Raw genomic sequence first — 14,223 nt, 5'->3', positions numbered from 1 at the left:
TGTCCCGTGCCTTGTCATGTGACCCCCAGCGAGTGCAGCGTCCTTGAACACCCCGCAGTACCGGTTCGGCGAGAACGAGGTCGATCCGGCGACCCGCCAGTTGACGCATGCCGGCCACCGCCTGCATGCCGAGCCGAAAGTCTTCGACGTGCTGGTGCTGCTGCTGCGCCACCGGCAGCGCGTCGTCACGAAACAGGAGCTGCTCGACGGGGTGTGGGGCCGCATGGTCGTCACCGACGGCGTGATCGCACGCACCGTGATGAAGGCGCGCAAGCTGATCGGCGACGACGCGGCCGAGCCGACGATGATCAAGACCGTCCACCGCGTCGGTTACCGTTTCGTTGCGGCGGTCGACGAGGTGATCGCCGCAGCGCCGTCCGCGCTGGCCGATGGCGCGACGCCCGGCGCGGCACCGGGCCGCATCGCGGTGCTGCCGTTCGTCAACGACACCGGTGACCCGCAGCAGGCGTGGATCGAGCTCGGGCTGATGGCGACCGCGGTCGACGAACTGGTGCACGCGATCGGTGCGGAGGGCGTCGTGCCGGTCGCCGAATTGCTTGCCGCCCTCGGCGACAGTGACACCGACCCCGACAGCGACACCGCAGCACCGCTCGACGCCGTCGTCGCGACGCTCGGCAACGCGCTCGGACCGGTCGACATCGTGCAGGCCCGGCTTTCGCACGCGACACGCGCCGGCGACTTCGCGCTGCGCTTCACGACGCTCGGGCCCGCATCGGCGGGGCGCAGCGGCGTGCTCGACGGATCGGATCCGGTGCGGCTGTCACGGCAGTGGGCCCGCCGCCTCGCCAACGCGCTGCCGCAGGTTCCGTCGGCCGACACGCGTTTCGCCGCCGCCGCGCACGCACGCGCGCGCAAGGCGCTGCATGAAGAACGCTGGGGCAGCGCAGCCCGGCTGCTGCGCGTCGCGCTCGACCTGCTGCCGCACGACCCCGAACTGCAACTCGACCACGCCTGCTGCCTCGCTGGTCAGCGCGATCCGCGCGCGGAGGGCGTGCTGCACTCCGCATGGCTCGATGCGCGCGCTGCCGGCCACGCGGGCCGCGAGCAGCGCGCACTGCAACTGCTCGCGGCCTGCCACCACAGCCGCGGCAACTTCGCCGAGGCCGAGCGGCTGCTCGGCGACGGCCTGCGCATCGCCGAGGCGGCCGGCGACGCCGATGCCGAACTGCAGTGGCTGCTGTGCGGCGCGCAGACGCTCACCTGCCTCGACAAGCCGGCCGTCGCGTCGTGGATGCTCGACCGTGCCGAGCAGCTGTCGCTGCGGCTCGACGATCCGGTCGCGATGGCGCGCCTGCTCGACGTGCGCGGGCGGCTGGCGCTGTACCGGGCCGATGTCGCGCACGCGCTCGCCAGCTTCGAGGCGGCGGCCCCGCTGAACGAGCGGCACGGCCTGAACGCGGCGGCGGCCCATGGCCTCGCGCACGTCGGCCACTGCCTGCTCGACCTGGGCCGCATGGCCGACGCCGCTGCGCACTATCAGCGCGCGCTGGACCATGCCGAACGGTCGGGCAACCCGGTCGCGATCGGGCTGTGCGGTGCGTGCAGCGTTCGGCACGCCCCACCGCAGGATGCCGACGCCCTGCTGGCCCGCATGCGCAGCGCCGGCGCACCGCCGGCCACGGTCGCGTTGGCCGAGGCCTTCGCGCTCGGGCGCCGCGGGCTGCTGCGGCAGGCGGTTGCGGCGCTCGACCGGGCCGGGCACGGCATGGCGCACAGCCAGAGCTTCGGCTACCACGCAGCGGTGCTGCGCACCCGCCTGCTGGTGCGGCTCGGCCGGCTCGACGAGGCGTTCGACCGGTGCGAAGAACTGCGCGCCCGCGCCGCCGGCCGCCTGCAGCGCGCGATGCTCGGATCGAGCCTGCACCTGCGCGCGCTGGTGGCGCATGCCGAGGGTTCCCAGCGGTCCGCGCTCGCACTGTTGCACGACAGCCTCGGTGCGCAAGGGCCGTCGATCGCGCGGGCCGATGCGCGGCTCGATGCCGTCTGGCTGCACCTGAAGGCCGGCGACCGCGCTGCGGCCCACGCGCTGCTCGGCGAGGCGGGGCCCTTCATGCAGGCGGCGCTGGCAAGCGGGTACGTGCCGGCGCTGCGGGTGCAGGCGGCCTGGCAGTCGCTGGTCGACACCGGTCGGGCGGTCCTTCACGACAGCGAGTCGCATGGGCTGCCGAGCCTGCACGACCTGGCGTGCGACCGAGGGGCACGCAGGGAGCGAGGGCCGCTGCCGTCGCCGGCGATGCAGGGGCTGCGCGACACCGCATCGGCGTGATGCCGAACAGCGAACCCCGCGCGCCGGCCGACGCCACGTCGTGGCGTTTTGCCGATCTCGAACTCGACGGCAGGCGGCGCACGCTGACCCGCGCCGGCCTGCCGGTGCACCTGAGGCCACTCGCGTTCGACCTGCTGCTGCACCTCGTGCGGCACCACCGCCGCACCGTCTCGCGCGCCGAACTGATCGCGCACTGCTGGGGCGAGCGCGACGTGACGGAGGGCGTGGTGGCCCGCATCCTGGTGTCGCTGCGCAACGCGTTGGGCGATGCCGATCCGCAGCGCGGGTGGATCCAGACGGTGCCGCGCGTCGGCTACCGGTTCGTCGCGCCGGTGCGGGCGCTCGCCGCGGGGCCGACGCACAGCAAACCCGGCTCGACGGTGCGCCTGGCCGTGCTGCCGGTGGACAACCGCAGCGCCGACCCGCAGCTCGCGTGGGTTGAACTGGGGCTTGCATCGCTGATCGGCGATGGCCTGGCGACGCTGCAGGTCGTCGGCATTGCCAGCGTCCGGCGGGCGCTGGGGGTCTTGCAGGCCGTGCCGCCGGCGGCGCGAGCCGACACGGCGCGCTGCGCCCGGCTGCTCGCGCAGGCCCTCGGCGCGCAGGCCGTGCTGGCAAGCCGCTTCGAACAGCAGCAGGGCCGCTGCATGCTTCACCTGGCGCTGCATCGCGACGGCGCGCCGTGGCAGCAAGGCATCGTGCTGGCCGACGACCTCGAGGACCTGCCGCCGCGGGCCGCCGCGCTGGTGGCGCGCTGGCTCGCACCGGCCGAAGGCGCGGCCGCGCTCGACCTCGGCGACGCCTTCCTGAACGAAGCCTGGCAACGTGTGCTGCGATGCGGCCGCGACGACAGCCTGCTGGAAGCCGAGCACCTGCTCGAGGTGCTGCGCGATGCGGGCGCCGATGCGCCCGAGGTCAGGCTCGAGCAGGCGCGCATCGCGCGGCTGCTCGGCCGACCGCAGGCCGCGCAGGCGCCGCCGCGCATCGAGGCGGGTGCCGCACGGCAGCACGATGCCGCGGCAGGTCCCGCGGACGACGCGCGCGACGGGCTCGCGCAGGCGCTGCGCGACGCCGAGCGCTCGGGCGACCGCCTGTTGCTGCGCGATGCCTGCGACGCGCTCGGGCAGGCTGCGGCGCTCGACGAAGACTGGGAGGGCGCGCTGCGCCATCACGCGATGGGCCTGACGATGGCGCAAACCTTGCACGATGCCGCGCGGGCTGCGCCGCTGTGCGGCCTGTCGCAGGCGCGTCTGCAGCTCGGCCTGCTGCGCGAAGCCGAGGCCGCCGGTGTCGAGGCGCTGCGCTGCGCGCGCCTCACCGGGGCCCAGCCGGCCCAGGGCCAAGCTGCGATGGCGCTGGCCGAGGCGTTGCGTGCAAGGCGCCGGACAGGCGCGCTGCGCGAACTGCTGTCCTCGCTCGACGCGCTGGCGGACGACCCGTCGGTCGCGATGCAGGTGGCCCGGGAGTCGTGCTGCCGCGCCACCTTGCTGCGCCTCGCCGGCCAGCATGACGCCGCGCTCGCCTGCATCGCGCAGGCGCGGCACGTCAGCCGCCGGCATCCGTTGCTGGCCGCGATCTGCATGCGGGATCGGCTGCAGGTGCTGCTCGCCGCGCGCCGCTTCGATGCGGTGCAGGCGCTGTGCAGGCCCTTGGTCGCCGCGCGCACCGGCTGCCTCGATGCACGCCTCATGCCCTGGCTCGAGCTCGCGGTGGCGTGCTGCGAACATGCGTTGCACGCCGACCCCGCGATCGCGTTGCGGCGACTCGAGGCCCTGCTCGCGCGCGGGGGACGTTCCCATGCCCACGCGATGGCCGCGCTCGCCGCCGCCTGGATCGACCTGGACGCGGGCCGCGCGACGCAGGCCGCCACGAGGGTGGCGGCGCTGGGCACGTGGCTCGAGCAGTCTCCGGCGGGCCGGCTGGTGGCGGCCCGGTCAGGTCATCTTGCGCGCGGGAGTGATGCAGGCGTCTCCGAACGCCTTCTGGATGCCGGAGCAGGCTTCGAGCGCCATCGTGAATTTGGCGGTGGCGCCCATGAGGGTGATCAGGCTGGAGGGGCTGACGTCGCCGCTCGACAGGGCGGCGGCCGAGGTGCCCATCTCGTCGGTCACGGAGGTGACGATTTCCGACATGTTCTGAGTGAAGCTGGTGATGGTATCTGCCAAGTCGTTCTCCTTTGAAGTACTGCAATCAATCGCGCCGGAACGCGAGGTGGGAGGGCGGACCGGCAAAGCTGCCGTCCGGACGGGGAACGTGGACGCAGCGCAGCGTCTCCAGCGCCGCCTGGGTGGCTCGCAACGCCGCATCGAGCTGGCGGTAGCGATCCACCGGATGCGGCCGCCGCAACTGCGAGGTCAGCGAGTCCTGCAGTGCGAGCAGGCGGGTGCGCAGCGCGGCGCGCACGCTGCCGTTCTCGTCGCGGCCCAGCTGCGCTTCCAGTTCGGTCGTGTAAGTGTGGGTGCTGGCGGGGGGGTGTCTCGGATTCATCATTACCTCGTGTAGCGCACGCGTTCGCCGCCTTCGAACACCAGCTCGCCGTTCTGGATCGCCGTCAGCGTGCGCCCGGCGATGCGGCCGCCGCGGATCACGCGCGTGCCGTCTTCGGTGACCAGGTACGGAGAGGGGCCGCCGACCACCGCCTGCACGACGAACGGCAGCACCGGCGGCGTGCCGTCGACGTTGGCCTGGATCGGCAAGGCCTCGCCCCAGTCGGCGCGGAACTTCTGGTACAGCGCCTGCCACCGGGCCAGGTCGTCGCCCACCAGCTTGCCGCTGAGCACGACCTCGGGGACTTCGCGCGTGAACGCGATGCGGCGGTTCAAGCCGGCCGCCGTGATCTCGTCCTTCAGGCGCGCCAGCAGCGCGTCGGGCAGCAGCACCTCGGACTCCAGCTGGTGCAGCCCCGGCACGCGGCGGATGGCCACCAGCGCGGCGGCGTCGGCCACCGCCTCGGAGCGCGCACCGCCGCCGAGCTTCAGCGTGCCGCCGGCCGATGCCGGCGCGAAGCGCAGGCCGGCCGGCAGGTCGGCGGCGATCAGCGCCTCCTGCGCGGCGACGGCCAGCTCGTCCTGGGCGAACACCTGCAGCTGCGTTTCGGGTGCTTCGGGCGTCCCGGGCGCCGTGTCCTTCATCTGCTTCAGCGACTTCACCAGCTCGGCCTTGACGGCCGCGGTCGGCACGTAGCCGGCGATGCGCCAGGCATCGTCCGGCTGCTTCGTCAGCGTCAGCACGTCGTCGAGCGCGAGCCGCCGCAGCAGTTCGACCAGTGCGGCCGGCGGCCCGGCCTCGGCGGCGGACGCCGCCGAAGAGGCGGCCGAAGCGGCTTCGGCCTGCTGCGGCACACCGCTGGCCGTGGCCGCGGGCGCCGACGCGGCGGCCGCCACCTCCGCGATCGCGGTGTCGCCATGCCACCACGCGGCTGCGCCCGCGACGATCATCGACAGCACGGCCGCGACGATCAGTGCCACGCCGGTCCGCTGCGACAGGTGCCGGCGCCAGCCGCGGGCCGCCGATGTGTCCGCCGCGGCTGGGGCGGCATCGCGTTCGGGTGGCTCGCCCGCGGCCGCTGCCGGCACCCCCGCGGCCACTGCGTCCGTCGCCGGCGCGGCCGGGGCGGCGAGGTCGCGCACCTCGGGCCAGGCCGCTTCGCCACGGTCGACGGTGATCCACACGCCGTCGAGTTCGATCGGCATGCCCGGCGCCAGCGGCAGCGCATGGGTCAGTTCACGCCCCTGCGCGTCGAGCACGCGACCGGCTTCGGGCCGCACCTGCACCGTGTCGCCGTCGACCAGCAGCGTCGCGTGCAGCCCGGCAATGCGCGGGCCGACCAGGATGATCGAGCCGTCGTCGCTGCTGCCGAGCGTGTACTCCCCGTCGCGCAGCGGCAGCCGGCTGCCGGCCTGCGCGCCGAGCAGCACGCGCAGCTCGTGCGGATGCTCCGGCGGTGTCGCGCGGGCGGGCTCGACCGGCCCGGTCGGTACGGCGGCCTCGCTCATATCTCGACCCGCGCGAGCGGCTGGATGTTGATCTCGGGCGTCAGCTCCTGGTACGAGACCACCGGCAACTCATACAGCTCGGCCTCGATCATCTTGCGCACGTAGCGGCGGATGTCCATCGAGGTCAGCAGCACCGGCCGCTGCGGGCTCGTCGACAGGTCGCCGACAGTGGTCTTGACCGCCTCGACGATCTGCTTCGACAGCTTGGGGTCGAGCGCCAGGTAGGAGCCGGCCGAGGTCTGGCGGATCGCGCTGCGCACCGCGTCTTCGACCGGTGGCGCGAGCAGGTAGGCCGGCAGCAGGTTCTGGCCGCTCGAATGCTTGTGGCTGATGTGGCGCTTCAGCGCGACGCGCACGTACTCGGTCAGCAGCACCGAATCCTTCTCCTTCTGGCCCCATTCGATCAGCGCCTCGCTGACGGCGCGCAGGTTGCGGATCGACACCTCTTCGGAGGCCAGGCGCTGCAGGATCTCGGCGATCTTGTGGATCGGCAGCACGCGCTGCAGCTCCTTCGCGAGGTCGGGGAAGCGCTGCTCCAGTTCGGCGACCAGCGCGCGCGCTTCCTGGATGCCGACGAAATCGGCCGAGTACTTCTTCAGCACGAACGCGATGTGGTAGCCGAGCATCTGCGTCGGCGTCATGAACGAGATGCCGGCGCGCCGCAGCGGCTCGGCGAACTCGGCCGGCGTCCAGATCGTGGCCAGGTGCGGCAGGAACTTCTTGTCGGCCTCGAACGGTACCGACAGCGCCGTCAGGTTGGCCGGCCGCTCGCGCACCAGCAGGTGTTCGGGGCGCAGCCGGCCCTGCGACACCGGCACCTCGGAGATCATGATGGTGTAGGTCTGCGACGGCAACCGGTCGTTGTAGCGCAGCTGGATGCCGGGGAACACCACGCCGAGGTCGAAGTACAGCGCCTTGCGGATCTTCACCAGCTCCTCGTTCAGCAGCGCCGCCGAGAAGGCCGATTCGAGGCCGGCGTGCACGTCGAGCATCAGCGGCACGGCCGGCGTGAAGCCTTCCTTGGTGTCGGTGGCTCTCTCGGCGCCGGCACGGCCGCTCGCCTCCATCGCGCTGACGGTGGTGACCTGGCCGGTCTTCTCGTCGACGACGCGGCGCTCGCCGCGCGACAGCGTGTAGGCGACCATCCCCACCAGCGAACCCAGCCCGAGGAAGGTGGCCGTCGGCATGCCGGGAATGCAGCCGAAGCCGATCATCACGACGGTGCCGATCGCGAGCGCCTTCGGCTGCGACAGCAACTGCGCGCCGATGTCCTTGCCGATGTTGCTCGGCCCGCCTTCGCCGGTGGTCACGCGGGTGACGATCATGCCGGCGCAGATCGAGATGAACAGCGCCGGGATCTGCGCGATCAGGCCGTCGCCGATGGTCAGGATCGAGTAGACCTGCACCGACTTGGCCGCGCTCATGCCGCGCTGCAGCGTGCCGATCAGGATGCCGCCCAGCAGGTTGACGCCGACGATGATCAGCCCGGCGATCGCGTCGCCCTTGACGAACTTCATCGCGCCGTCCATCGCGCCGTACAGCTGGCTTTCCTTCTCGACCACCGAACGGCGCCGGCGCGCCTCGGCCATGTCGATGGTGCCGGCACGCAGGTCGCCGTCGATCGACATCTGCTTGCCCGGCATCGCGTCCAGCGAGAAGCGCGCGCCGACCTCGGCGACCCGCTCGGCGCCCTTCGTGATCACGACGAACTGCACGATCGTCAGGATCAGGAACACCACCAGGCCGACCACCAGGTTGCCGCCGACGACGAAGTGGCCGAAGGTCTGGATGATGTGGCCGGCGTCGCCGTTCAGCAGGATCAGCCGCGTCGTCGCGATGCTGATGGCCATGCGGAACAGCGTGGTGACCAGCAGCACCGACGGAAACGACGAGAACGCGAGCGGGCTCGGCAGGTACATCGCCAGCATCAGCAGGATCGCCGACAGGCACATGTTCACCGCGATCAGCGCGTCGACCAGCCAGATCGGCAGCGGCAGGATCATCATGAAGATGATGCAGACGATCAGCGCGGCCAGCACCAGGTCGTTGCGGTTCGCGACCGCCATCACGATGCGCTGGGTGCGCTGCAGCAAGGCATCCATCGGGTCAGGGCCTTTCGGGGTGGGTCGGGACGGCGCGCGCGGCGACGTAGGCGCGCATCGCGCGGGCGGAGTCGGCCGTGCGGCCCAGCGCCAGCAGCGCCTGGGCGTGCAGCACGTGGGTCACGGCATGGCCGTCGCCGTGGTCGAGCAGGCGCTGCAGCGGGGCCAGCGCTTCTTCGGGTCGGCCTTCCTGCAGGCGGCTGTACGCGAGGGAGCGCGCTGCCAGCGCGTCGAGCGGGTCGAGCTTGTGCAAGGCGTCGAACAGCACCGCCGCGTGGGCCGAATGCCCATGGCGCAGGTACAGGTGGCCGAGCAGGCGCATCAGGTCGGCGGGGCAGTGCGCCAGCGCGGGTGACGGGGTGGTGGCATGAGGCATCGTCATCAGCCTTGCAGCAGCGCGGTGGTGTAGAGGCGCAGCGTCTCGCACATGTCCTCCACGTGACTCATGACGCCGGCGCAGCGGCCGAGCTCGAGCGCGAGCGACGGGTCGGCATCGGCAGCGGCGCGCAGCTGCGGGACGGCCGTCGACAGTGCCTTCGCGAAATGCTGCGGCTGCAGCAGCGAGGCGTCGTCCAGCGGGACCAGCAGCGACTGCAGGATGAAGTCGCCGATGTCCGGCATCTCGAACAGCTGGTCGAGCACCGAGATCGCCTGCAACTCCGATGGCGACAGGTTCTCGGTCCAGCCGTAGCTCGACTCCGCAGGTGCGCCGCGGACGATCCGCTCCAGCCCGGAGCCGGTGCGCCGTGGGGCAATCGAGAGGGCGGTGCTGACGTCGGTCGCCATGGCGGTCGGTCAGCGGGTCTGCTGCAGTTCGAGGTGCAGGCGGGCGAGCGTGCCCATCGCTTCGTCGAGCGCCGCCGCGGTGACGCGCCGCTCCGGCAGGCGCAATGCCAGGAACAGCTCGCCGCTGTTGATGGCCGCCTGCAGCGGCCACGGCGCGCCGTGGCGGAAGTCCGTCAGGCGCAGCGCGCGGCGCAGCTGGGCGCCGGCCTGGTACGCCAGCGCGCAGCTGCGGTAGAACACCAGCACCGGCGTGTCGAGGTCGCCCAGGTGCACCATGCCGACCTGCCCGCCGCTGCCGAGCGTGAGCTTGAGCCGGCCGCCGGCCGACAGCTCGAGCCCGGGCAGGCCCACGGAGCGGCCGAATTCGGAGATGGCTTGGCGGATCCAGTCCATGGCGTGCGGGCGTCAGTGAACGGCGGCGCCCGGCGCAGCGACCGGCTGGCCCTGCAGCTTCTGTTCGTGGGGCGACAGCGTGTAGTGGAGGGGGTCGTCGAACTCTTGCTCGCCTTCCTGGGCCGACACCGCCGCATCGACGAGCTGGGCCCGGCGCAGCAGGTCGCTCTCCTGGGCGGCATCTCGGAAGGCGCTGTCGGGCAGCGTGCGGAAGATGCTGCCCAGCTCGTTGAGCAGGATGGCGCGTTGCTCGCCGCGCGCGAGGTCGAGCGCATCGCACAGGTTCTGGAACCTGAAGGCCGACGGCGTGCCGGGCTCGAACAGGTCGGGCCATCCCGTCAGCAGGACGGCGGCGTTCGTGGGGGTTCCGCGGCGGGTCATGAAGTCAAGGAAACCGGTGAAGTGATCGAGCACGACGGTGATCTGCGACAGGTTGGACATGGCGGTCACGAAGGAATGCAGCGCGGCGAGGTATTCGCGGGAGTGGTGGGATGACGCAACCGACAGGCCGCGCATGTCATCGCCGAGCGCGGCCCACAGGGTCTTCAGCGTGGAACGCAGGTTCTCGGCGCCAAACAGCTCAACGATCTTCCTGAAGGTGCCGCAGAAGCCGAGGTCGCCGTGAACCAGTTCGCAGTAGGCGTCCTGGAAGCTGGTCGGATCGGAGGTCTCGCTCGCCTGCGGCTGGGTGTTCAGCGACGCGAAGATCCGGTGCCGGTTCTGGTCGAGCAGGTCGTGCTCGGCATCGTCCGCCAACTCGAGCAGGCGCCGGCGATGCGTTGACAGGCCTGGCAGGTCGCAGGCGTCCGCCAGCAGCTCGGTCAGCTCCTCGCCGTTGTCCGAATCGTTCGAATCGGCGATCAGGTCGAGCAGGCCTTCGGGCAGGCCTTCGCGCCCGAAGATCGGTTCGAGCATGTCTTCCAGCTCGGCGGGGTCGCGTGCATGGGCGCGGCGCAACCGCCTGGACAACGAGCGCGCGGTGACCGGAAGCCGCTTGCCCGGCTTCTGCGAGGCCAGCGGAATCAGCTGCGCCAGCGCGTTGTGCCGCGGGTGCTTGTTGTCGTCGCTCTCGCGCAGGGCCACCTTGATCGTGCGCAGCGCCAGGTAGTGCTGCGTCGCGGTCTCGCGGTCGAGTGCCTGGCCGTGGCGAGGCAGGCGGCCGGTGCGCATGAACTGGACGGCGATCTGGCGAGCGTGCAGCTCGGCGCCGGTCGGCGTGCTCGTGTGCAACCCGGCCGCCGAGGGGGGCGGGGTCAGCAAGGCGATGCGCGGCTGCAGCGTGGCTGGCGACGTGGCGCTCCGGGCGTGCGGCGCAGGCGATGCGATGGCGCGCGAAGAGGGTGTGAGTGAAGAGGGCGCGAGCGAAGAGGGCGCGAGCGAAGAGAGTGCGGGGCGGGTGCCCGCGGTGAATGGCGGGGCGGCGGCGTCACCGGGTGGCGGCGAATCGTCGCCGGCGTCCCAGGTCAGGATCTCCGCGCGGTGGGCGCCGATGGTGATTCTTCCGCGTGCCGCGCCCGTGCCGTGGCTGGTGGACGTCGGGACCGTTTGGGTGACGTGATTCTTCATGTCTCGCGATGCCTCTGCCTGCAGGGGGCGACTCCGCACGGATGAGTGCGGGTCGATGACTGAGTGCCGATGTCTGCACATCGGTTCCATCGACGTCGTCCTGTCAGGAGGCCGGGACGGGTGGCCCTTTTTGAATGCGGGATGGAACTGGAATCGCGGCAGCGGCACTCAGCACGCAACCTTCAATCCGTTTCGTTCGAGGAGATCGCCATGGCCATGCACCCCGACCCGCGCCGCGCCGCGCAGGCGCATTCATCCAAACAGCAAGCCCGCGTCGAGGCCGTGGCAGCGGGCCGCAAGCTGGTGGCCGACATCGACCGCGCGCTGCAGGAGGGGCGCCGCCGTTTCGAGGCCCTGGGCCTCGACTACCGCGCGGTGGCGGTTGGTCTGCAGCGCAGGTACGGCCCCGGTGGCGCAGCGCGGTTGCGGGAAGAGTACGACAAGGTGCTGTCGGCGATCGACGGCACCGAGCAGCGGCTGCGCAAGCGCTTCGAGGTGAAGCCGTCGAACGACGGCAAGTCGCGCCGGCCGCGCAGCATGGTCTGAGCAGTTCCACCTTCACCAAGGACCCCCATGGCAGCCGTCTACCTTCCCGTCTCGGCACGGCAACAGCTGGTCACGCTGGGCGTCATCACGCCGCAGCAGGCGGCCTTGAGCTACGACGAGTTGATGAACCTCGTCAGTGCCGTCAACAAGCCGCTCCTGTATGCCTGCTATGCGGCGGCGGTGACCGAGCAGGCGCTGAATGCGGCCCAGAGCGAGTACCAGGCGGTCATCGACCAGCAGGACCTGAACAACCTGTCGGACCAGGTATGGCAGTTGCGCGAAAAAATCATGAGGGCCAAGTGGCCGGAAAATGCCACCAGCCAGAACCAGTTGATCGCGCTGTTCACGGCCGACATCGCTTCCGGTCTTCCGGAAGATCCGCCGGCGTCGAACATCCCGTCGACGATTGATCCCACGGTCATTGCATCGCGCAAGGCGACGATGCAGGCGCAGGTGGATTCGGCCACGGCGTTGCTCGACGCGCTGACCCAGTCCACGGCCAGCGGATCGACGGTGGACTGGCCGCTGACGGCGGGTGCCGCGACGAAGTTCACCGAATGGCTGATGGCCCAGGGGATTCCGGCATCGGACGTGAGCGATACCTACTGGATAGGCTCAAGGGCATTGAGCTTCGACCTGACCGACCTCGAGAGGAGCTGGTCGCTCCCGACCTTCGACCCGGCTTCTGCGCCGACCCAACTGGTGCAGCTGACCGACAACGCCGAGTCCCCGCTGGGCGTCTATGACAGCGACACCGACGGCTTCTACGCGGTCGACAAGGCTTCTGTCGTCAAGGGGATTTCCTTGAGCTCGGCGAAGCGGTGGGGCGGCACGGTCATCGACTCGCTGGGCGTGAGCAGGAAACTCGTGCCGACCGACGATGCCAAGGACGTCGCTTCCGGAGGCAAGTTCGACCTCTACCCCTACGGCGACTCGAAGTACCTGGTTGTCCCTGCGGGCACGGATCCGTCATCGATCCTGATGAAAAACTACGGAACCGACTTCACCTTCTCGGGCAGCAACACCCGGTTGTGGAGCGACGGCACGTCGATCTACCAGATCGGGTTCGGCTGGGCGGAGGCCGCCTTCGATGTGGACTCACCCGACTACGCCGACTTCCAGGCGGCGTTGAAGGCCGGCATCGCCAGCGGCGACCCGGTGACGGCCTTTCTGGGTCATGGCCTCACCGTCTACACCGGTGCCGAGGCGAAAGCCTTCACCGGCATCGGCGAACACCATTCCACCTGGGAAACATGGTTCGAGGACAAGCTGGCCGCTCTCGACAAGAGCAGCGGTGTGCTGACCACGACCCTTTCCACCGAAAGCGCCCGCTTGTCCGAGCAGCTGAAGACGTTTCAGAACACCTGCGAGCTGGTGGGGAAATTGATGTCGGCCGTGAACGACGCGAAGACGAGCATGGCGCGCAAAGTCTGAGGAGCCCCCATGACGACCATCCAATCCTATGCAACGTTCCTGACCACGAACGACACCGACAACGTCGCGCACAACGTCGGCGTCACGATGTTGAACTGCTGCAGCGGGCTGGCGACCTCGATGCAGCAGTTGAGCGACCGCGTCGACGACCAGACGGAGAAGCTCAGCGCGCTCAACACCTTTTCCGCCACGCTGCGCGGCTACCGTCCGTCCACCGACGAGGACGACGCCACGAAGGCTGCATCGCAGGGCACATCGAGCGAACTCGGCACGACGGAGGCAGAGTCGAAGGCGCTGATCGCGAAGCTCGCGTATTACGGCGTCGTGGTCAAGACCGCCGACTACACCAAGCAGGACAGTGGCAAGCCCTACAAGGTGCAGCAAGGCGTCTACGACCAGTGGCTCATCGGTCTCGGAACCTCCGGCGACACCATATCGGCAGACATCAAGACGCTGGAGACGCAGGCCCAGTCGAGGATCGAGCAGTGGTCGAAGGCCACGGAGCTGGGAGCCGACTTCCTGAAGACCGCCGCGGACATCTGCCACTCGCTCATCGCCGACATCAAGTAGAGACCATGGAGCACGCCATGCCGACCGCCTTGTCCTGTACCCCGCCCGCCCCGCTGTTCGAATCCGCCGACGACTACCTGGCCGCGGCCCAGCGCCTGAGCGGGTGGTCGGTGGCAGCCATCGAGCCGATGTACAGCGTGGCGCACCACCTGTACGGGCAGGCGCGCCATGACGACGCGTTGCGCCTGTTCGCGATCCTGGTCACGCTCGACCCCTACGACCCGCGCTTCCAGAAGGGCATGGGCGCCTGCAAGCAGATGCAGCAGCAGCCCGGCGCCGCGATGCAGCACTACGCGCTCGCGACGATGCTCGACATGACCGATCCGCAGCCGCTGCTGCATTGGGCAGAGTGCCTGTTGTCGCTCGGCCAGCGTGATGACGCGCTCGAGAAGCTCGGCTTCGCACTCGGCCACGTCGAGTCATTCCCGAGGCATGCCCATTTCGGGCCGCGTGTGCGCGGGCTGATCGGGTTGCTCCAGGCCGCGCCGGCCCGGGGCGCACCGCAGGCGTCCTGAAGATTCCGGCCGGCAGGAATTCACCGGGC

Annotated in this window: 13 protein-coding genes; 6 read left to right on the top strand and 7 right to left on the bottom strand. The window is 70.6% G+C overall.

Going from position 1 to position 14,223, the window contains the following annotated elements; genetic code table 11:
- Positions 1 to 43 precede the first annotated feature (43 nt).
- Both FHT26_RS10030 and FHT26_RS10025 read left to right on the top strand, forming a co-directional pair.
- Positions 44 to 2,287, top strand: a complete 2,244-nt coding sequence (locus FHT26_RS10030) for a winged helix-turn-helix domain-containing protein (RefSeq protein ID WP_168559989.1) — start codon at positions 44 to 46, stop codon at positions 2,285 to 2,287.
- Positions 2,287 to 4,467 carry a winged helix-turn-helix domain-containing protein gene (locus tag FHT26_RS10025; RefSeq protein WP_168559988.1) on the top strand — a complete coding sequence of 727 codons (2,181 nt, stop codon included), beginning with the start codon at positions 2,287 to 2,289 and terminating at the stop codon, positions 4,465 to 4,467. Before FHT26_RS10030 ends, FHT26_RS10025 begins: the two co-directional genes overlap by 1 nt.
- 10 nt (positions 4,468 to 4,477) lie before the next feature.
- On the opposite strand, the gene FHT26_RS10020 is transcribed toward FHT26_RS10025, so the two are convergent.
- Genes FHT26_RS10020 through FHT26_RS09990 form a run of 7 tightly spaced genes read right to left on the bottom strand, consistent with a single transcriptional unit; the run spans position 4,478 to position 11,219 of the window.
- Complete coding sequence (locus tag FHT26_RS10020; RefSeq protein WP_168559987.1) at positions 4,478 to 4,774, bottom strand: EscE/YscE/SsaE family type III secretion system needle protein co-chaperone; 297 nt, start codon at positions 4,772 to 4,774, stop codon at positions 4,478 to 4,480.
- Between the two features lie 2 nt (positions 4,775 to 4,776).
- On the bottom strand, positions 4,777 to 6,282 hold the full coding sequence (sctD, locus tag FHT26_RS10015) for a type III secretion system inner membrane ring subunit SctD (RefSeq protein WP_168559986.1): 1,506 nt from the start codon (positions 6,280 to 6,282) through the stop codon (positions 4,777 to 4,779).
- The gene (gene sctV / locus FHT26_RS10010; RefSeq protein ID WP_168559985.1) at positions 6,279 to 8,384 is read right to left on the bottom strand and encodes a type III secretion system export apparatus subunit SctV; all 2,106 of its coding nucleotides are present in this window, start codon (positions 8,382 to 8,384) and stop codon (positions 6,279 to 6,281) included. The genes sctD and sctV overlap by 4 nt, the downstream gene beginning before the upstream one ends.
- Positions 8,385 to 8,388: 4 nt before the next feature.
- On the bottom strand, positions 8,389 to 8,760 hold the full coding sequence (gene sctY / locus FHT26_RS10005; RefSeq protein WP_168559984.1) for a type III secretion apparatus assembly chaperone SctY: 372 nt from the start codon (positions 8,758 to 8,760) through the stop codon (positions 8,389 to 8,391).
- A 5-nt stretch (positions 8,761 to 8,765) separates the two neighbouring features.
- Positions 8,766 to 9,170: a type III secretion apparatus assembly protein SctX gene (gene sctX / locus FHT26_RS10000; RefSeq protein ID WP_168559983.1), complete on the bottom strand. Its 405-nt coding sequence runs from the start codon at positions 9,168 to 9,170 to the stop codon at positions 8,766 to 8,768.
- A gap of 9 nt (positions 9,171 to 9,179) precedes the next feature.
- Positions 9,180 to 9,563 carry a CesT family type III secretion system chaperone gene (locus FHT26_RS09995; protein ID WP_168559982.1) on the bottom strand — a complete coding sequence of 128 codons (384 nt, stop codon included), beginning with the start codon at positions 9,561 to 9,563 and terminating at the stop codon, positions 9,180 to 9,182.
- A gap of 12 nt (positions 9,564 to 9,575) precedes the next feature.
- On the bottom strand, positions 9,576 to 11,219 hold the full coding sequence (locus FHT26_RS09990) for a hypothetical protein (protein ID WP_168559981.1): 1,644 nt from the start codon (positions 11,217 to 11,219) through the stop codon (positions 9,576 to 9,578).
- A 120-nt stretch (positions 11,220 to 11,339) separates the two neighbouring features.
- Here FHT26_RS09990 and FHT26_RS09985 point away from each other — a divergent pair, with 120 nt between their 5' ends.
- From FHT26_RS09985 to FHT26_RS09970, 4 genes are read left to right on the top strand one after another with little or no spacing between them, the layout of a single operon-like run.
- Positions 11,340 to 11,675 (top strand): hypothetical protein, encoded by a 336-nt coding sequence (locus tag FHT26_RS09985; protein WP_168559980.1) that lies wholly within the window; start codon positions 11,340 to 11,342, stop codon positions 11,673 to 11,675.
- Between the two features lie 27 nt (positions 11,676 to 11,702).
- The gene (locus FHT26_RS09980) at positions 11,703 to 13,109 is read left to right on the top strand and encodes a hypothetical protein (RefSeq protein WP_168559979.1); all 1,407 of its coding nucleotides are present in this window, start codon (positions 11,703 to 11,705) and stop codon (positions 13,107 to 13,109) included.
- A gap of 9 nt (positions 13,110 to 13,118) precedes the next feature.
- Positions 13,119 to 13,679: a hypothetical protein gene (locus tag FHT26_RS09975; protein ID WP_168559978.1), complete on the top strand. Its 561-nt coding sequence runs from the start codon at positions 13,119 to 13,121 to the stop codon at positions 13,677 to 13,679.
- A gap of 17 nt (positions 13,680 to 13,696) precedes the next feature.
- Positions 13,697 to 14,194 (top strand): hypothetical protein, encoded by a 498-nt coding sequence (locus tag FHT26_RS09970; protein WP_168559977.1) that lies wholly within the window; start codon positions 13,697 to 13,699, stop codon positions 14,192 to 14,194.
- Positions 14,195 to 14,223 lie beyond the last annotated feature (29 nt).

The sequence above is a fragment of the Rhizobacter sp. SG703 genome (assembly GCF_012275445.1).
Lineage (GTDB): Bacteria > Pseudomonadota > Gammaproteobacteria > Burkholderiales > Burkholderiaceae_C > Rhizobacter.
The sequence above is the reverse complement of the archived record's forward strand: the minus strand, read 5'-3'. Positions and strand labels throughout refer to the sequence as shown.

Excerpts from the sequence above, each read along its gene's own strand:
- FHT26_RS09975 (WP_168559978.1), top strand. The coding sequence starts at position 13,119 with ATGACGACCATCCAATCCTATGCAACGTTCCTGACCACGAACGACACC.
- FHT26_RS09985 (WP_168559980.1), top strand. The coding sequence starts at position 11,340 with ATGGCCATGCACCCCGACCCGCGCCGCGCCGCGCAGGCGCATTCATCC.
- sctD (WP_168559986.1), bottom strand. The coding sequence starts at position 6,282 with ATGAGCGAGGCCGCCGTACCGACCGGGCCGGTCGAGCCCGCCCGCGCG.
- FHT26_RS09970 (WP_168559977.1), top strand. The coding sequence starts at position 13,697 with ATGCCGACCGCCTTGTCCTGTACCCCGCCCGCCCCGCTGTTCGAATCC.
- FHT26_RS09980 (WP_168559979.1), top strand. The coding sequence starts at position 11,703 with ATGGCAGCCGTCTACCTTCCCGTCTCGGCACGGCAACAGCTGGTCACG.
- FHT26_RS09990 (WP_168559981.1), bottom strand. The coding sequence starts at position 11,219 with ATGGAACCGATGTGCAGACATCGGCACTCAGTCATCGACCCGCACTCA.
- FHT26_RS10025 (WP_168559988.1), top strand. The coding sequence starts at position 2,287 with ATGCCGAACAGCGAACCCCGCGCGCCGGCCGACGCCACGTCGTGGCGT.
- FHT26_RS09995 (WP_168559982.1), bottom strand. The coding sequence starts at position 9,563 with ATGGACTGGATCCGCCAAGCCATCTCCGAATTCGGCCGCTCCGTGGGC.
- sctX (WP_168559983.1), bottom strand. The coding sequence starts at position 9,170 with ATGGCGACCGACGTCAGCACCGCCCTCTCGATTGCCCCACGGCGCACC.
- FHT26_RS10020 (WP_168559987.1), bottom strand. The coding sequence starts at position 4,774 with ATGAATCCGAGACACCCCCCCGCCAGCACCCACACTTACACGACCGAA.
- sctV (WP_168559985.1), bottom strand. The coding sequence starts at position 8,384 with ATGGATGCCTTGCTGCAGCGCACCCAGCGCATCGTGATGGCGGTCGCG.
- sctY (WP_168559984.1), bottom strand. The coding sequence starts at position 8,760 with ATGCCTCATGCCACCACCCCGTCACCCGCGCTGGCGCACTGCCCCGCC.